The sequence below is a fragment of the Vibrio sp. V08_P9A1T1 genome, assembly GCF_963874405.1.
Classification (GTDB): domain Bacteria; phylum Pseudomonadota; class Gammaproteobacteria; order Enterobacterales; family Vibrionaceae; genus Vibrio; species Vibrio anguillarum.
Map to the genome: position 1 here is coordinate 1 of NZ_CAWNIB010000187.1, position 3218 is coordinate 3218.

Annotated in this window: 2 protein-coding genes and 1 pseudogene; 2 read left to right on the top strand and 1 reads right to left on the bottom strand. The window is 42.7% G+C overall.

Translation table 11 applies throughout. The features are described 5' to 3' along the window. Both makA and makE read left to right on the top strand, forming a co-directional pair. Nucleotides 1-689: pseudogene (makA, locus tag AACT21_RS08070) on the top strand (cytotoxin MakA); the annotation flags it as partial. A 50-nt stretch (nt 690-739) separates the two neighbouring features. Continuing rightward, nucleotides 740-1801, top strand: a complete 1062-nt coding sequence (makE, locus tag AACT21_RS08075) for an alpha-pore-forming cytotoxin subunit MakE (protein ID WP_094163521.1) — start codon at nt 740-742, stop codon at nt 1799-1801. Nucleotides 1802-1836: 35 nt separating this feature from the next. Here the strand turns inward: makE and AACT21_RS08080 are convergent, their stop codons facing one another. Further along, a complete protein-coding gene (locus AACT21_RS08080; protein WP_212754901.1) occupies nt 1837-3072 on the bottom strand; it encodes an aromatic amino acid transport family protein in 1236 nt (411 codons plus the stop codon). Between the last annotated feature and the right edge of the window lie 146 nt (nt 3073-3218).

The following is a 3218-nucleotide window of genomic DNA, read 5'->3' on the forward strand; positions in this document are numbered from 1 at the left end:
CTGATTGGGGGGTGAAAATGCAAGCAGCACATGATGACTTAGTCAATGGTGCGACCAATATTCAAAAAACAATTATCGATTTACAAACAGATATTGAAAGCATGAATAACGCAATAGACAACAATCGTGCAGCCATTGAGAAACTGAATAAAGATCTAGTCTATGCACAAGTTGCGGTTGGTGTTGGCATCTTTATGCTCGTCGCAGGCGTTGCGCTTACCATCGCAACCGCTGGTACCACAGCTGTAGTCTCCGGCGGTATCGCAGCCGTTGGCGCGGCATCGATTATTGCTGGTGGTGTTACGTGGGGCGTATTACAAAATCAAATTGATGATGACTACGACAGCATCGCGCAAGAACAAAAGCAAAAAGCTGAAGATCAACAACAGATTATCGCTTTACAGGGGCTTTCCAATGCCAGTAGCGCCGTCGTTTCAGCGATTGAAACATCGACATCAGTATTATCTGATTTTGAAACGACGTGGACTGTCTTTGGTAACGAGTTAGATGATGTAGTAACCAAGCTTAATAATGGTGCATCCATGCAGAGCATTATTATGGAAAAAGTGATGTCTGACGCAGCGAAAAACGAATGGGATGATGCGGTTGAACTTGCTAAACAGCTAGCTAGCGCAAAAATAGCTATCGAAACGAAAGAGTTAGCACCTGCAGTAAAACAAGCAGCTTAAACATTACTAAGGGGGGTTACGCCCCCTTTTATTCTTTTTCGAGGACCATCATGAATCAATCAGCCAGCGAGCAACTTCAAACCGACATTCCTGCATCTATTAGCGCTATGGTGTTACTAAATTCTGCATGCCAAGGCGTTGTTGAAACTTATATTGATCAAGGCAATGCAGAACATTGGTATGCTCAGGTAGAACAAAATTTAAATGCGGTGCAAAAACTGGTACGGCAATGGCGTTTGAGTGGTAATTTATATTTTTCAAATGACATTATGGACAGTGTTCTTTCCATTGCGAATACATTCAAAGATTCTAATGTTCAAATTTTAACGTTATTCAAAGCACTAGAAACCCGTTTTGACACCGCTCAACTACAGCAGCTAACTTCATTAATCTTAACATTACAAAATCCGATTCAAAGTCTTACATCAAATATAAAACGTTATGATGAGGGATTGAATTCTTGGGCTCGCCAAGTGGAAGATGCTCATAACACATTGCAACAAACTATTGCACAGATCCAGCAAGAAGAAGTTTCCATCCAAGCAGAAATTATCGCCACTAACGCCCAAATTGATCTAATGAAACAGCAGATAGCAGCATTTAAAACCGCCATTGCGAATGCTCAATCGCAGCGTAAGAAAGGGATATTTGAAACGATTTTTGGCGTGGTGCTTGCTCCGTTTACACTGGGAGGTTCTTTGATATTGGCAGGGTTTGGTGTTAGCTCTATTGTAGAAGCACAAAGTGAAATATCTAGCCTGCAAAGCGATATCCAATCATCTTTAAATACCATCAACCACGATCAACAAACGCTCTCTCAAGATCAACAACAAATCGCGTCTCTCAATGCCCTATTGCTAAGTGTCGATCAAGTTAACAACGATTGTGCGGCGATCAGCCGATCCTTAGATACACTACAAACCACAGTGCTCAGTTTATACAATGAAACCAACAACGTCGTTTCTAACCTTACCAAAGCACAAGATTCACAAGCGGTCATTCTGGAGCAAGTTTGGTACCAATCAGCTTACAATGAGTGGCAAGATATTCTGGAGGTAGCATCAACGCTCAATAATACACAACCTCAAATAACAAAAGCTCAAATCAAGTAATTGATTTGGCTCCAGTGACGGAGCCAATGGCTGATTTAATTGAGCAAGTTATAAAGCAATGCCGATACCGCCAATAACCCTATCGCCATGACAAAGGGTGTACTCATCTGCTGTTGATACTTCGCCAGCGATGGCACTTTGAATACAGCAATCATCGGCATAATAAACAGAATCATAGCGATCACGGGGCCTGAAAACGCTTCCATCATTCCCAGAATGCTGGGGTTGAGTATCGCGACAATCCAAATCGTGACAAACAAAATCGCAATGGTGAGTCGCCCAGCAAGACGCAATGACAGGCCAAAGTTTTTACACAACAGCCCAGTCAGGCTTTCTCGCGCACCAAGGAAATGCCCTAAAAAGGAAGAGGTAATGGCAATAAACGCCACTAAAGGGCCTAGAGTGGCGATGAAGGGATTATCTGTGACATTGGCAAGGTAAGTCAGCACTGAAATATTTTGCACTTTTGCTTCTTGCAATGCTTCTGGTGATAAAGCCAATACGCAAGAAAACACGAACAGCAAGACAAACAGAATCAATACAAGGCTGGTGTAACGCAGAATCTGCTCTGATTTTTTATCCGCTAGCGCGCCATAATGACGACGTTGAACATTGGCAAAACTTGAGATCGCCGCTGCATGGCTAAAAGAAAACACCACGACAGGAATGGCTAGCCACACTGTGTGTAAGAAATCACTCGTTTGCGGCAATGCTAATGACGGCACTGACCAATACGGGATCAAATAGAGCGAGAGAAATAATAAAATAGCCGCCAATGGATAAACCATAACAGCAAAAGCGCGCAACATGATCTTCTCGCCACCCAGCATAATGGCAATTAACGCAAAGACTAAGCCACCAGAAAGTAGCACCCGAGGGGGAGCGACCATCTGCGCTTGATTAACCAAAAAGCTATCAACCGTGTTAGTTAGACCGACACCGTAAATCAGTAAGATTGGGAAAATAGAGAGGAAATACAGCAAAGAGATCAAGCGACCAGCCCTTTGGCCAAAGTGTTCTTCAACAACGTCGGTAAAATCGGCATTAGGACGGCGCGATGAGAGAACAAAACGAGCAAGACCACGATGAGAGAGATAAGTCATCGGAAAAGCGAGTAAGACCATTAACACTAATGGCCAGAAACCACCTAACCCAATGTTGATTGGCAAAAATAGAATGCCAGCCCCAACCGCCGTACCAAATAAACTGAGTAGCCAATAGGTGTCGTGTTTAGTCCAATTGGAAATCTGAACATGACTAAAATGAGCCATTTCCTTAGTGTCTTTCACTGCTTTTTCACTTGTATAAAAATAATAATATCGCGAATCCTACTCCTATTAATCATTATGATCATTTTGAGACCTTGGTCATAATCACTATAATCAAGGGGCTTGGCTTGGATTGAAAACCATGGAAA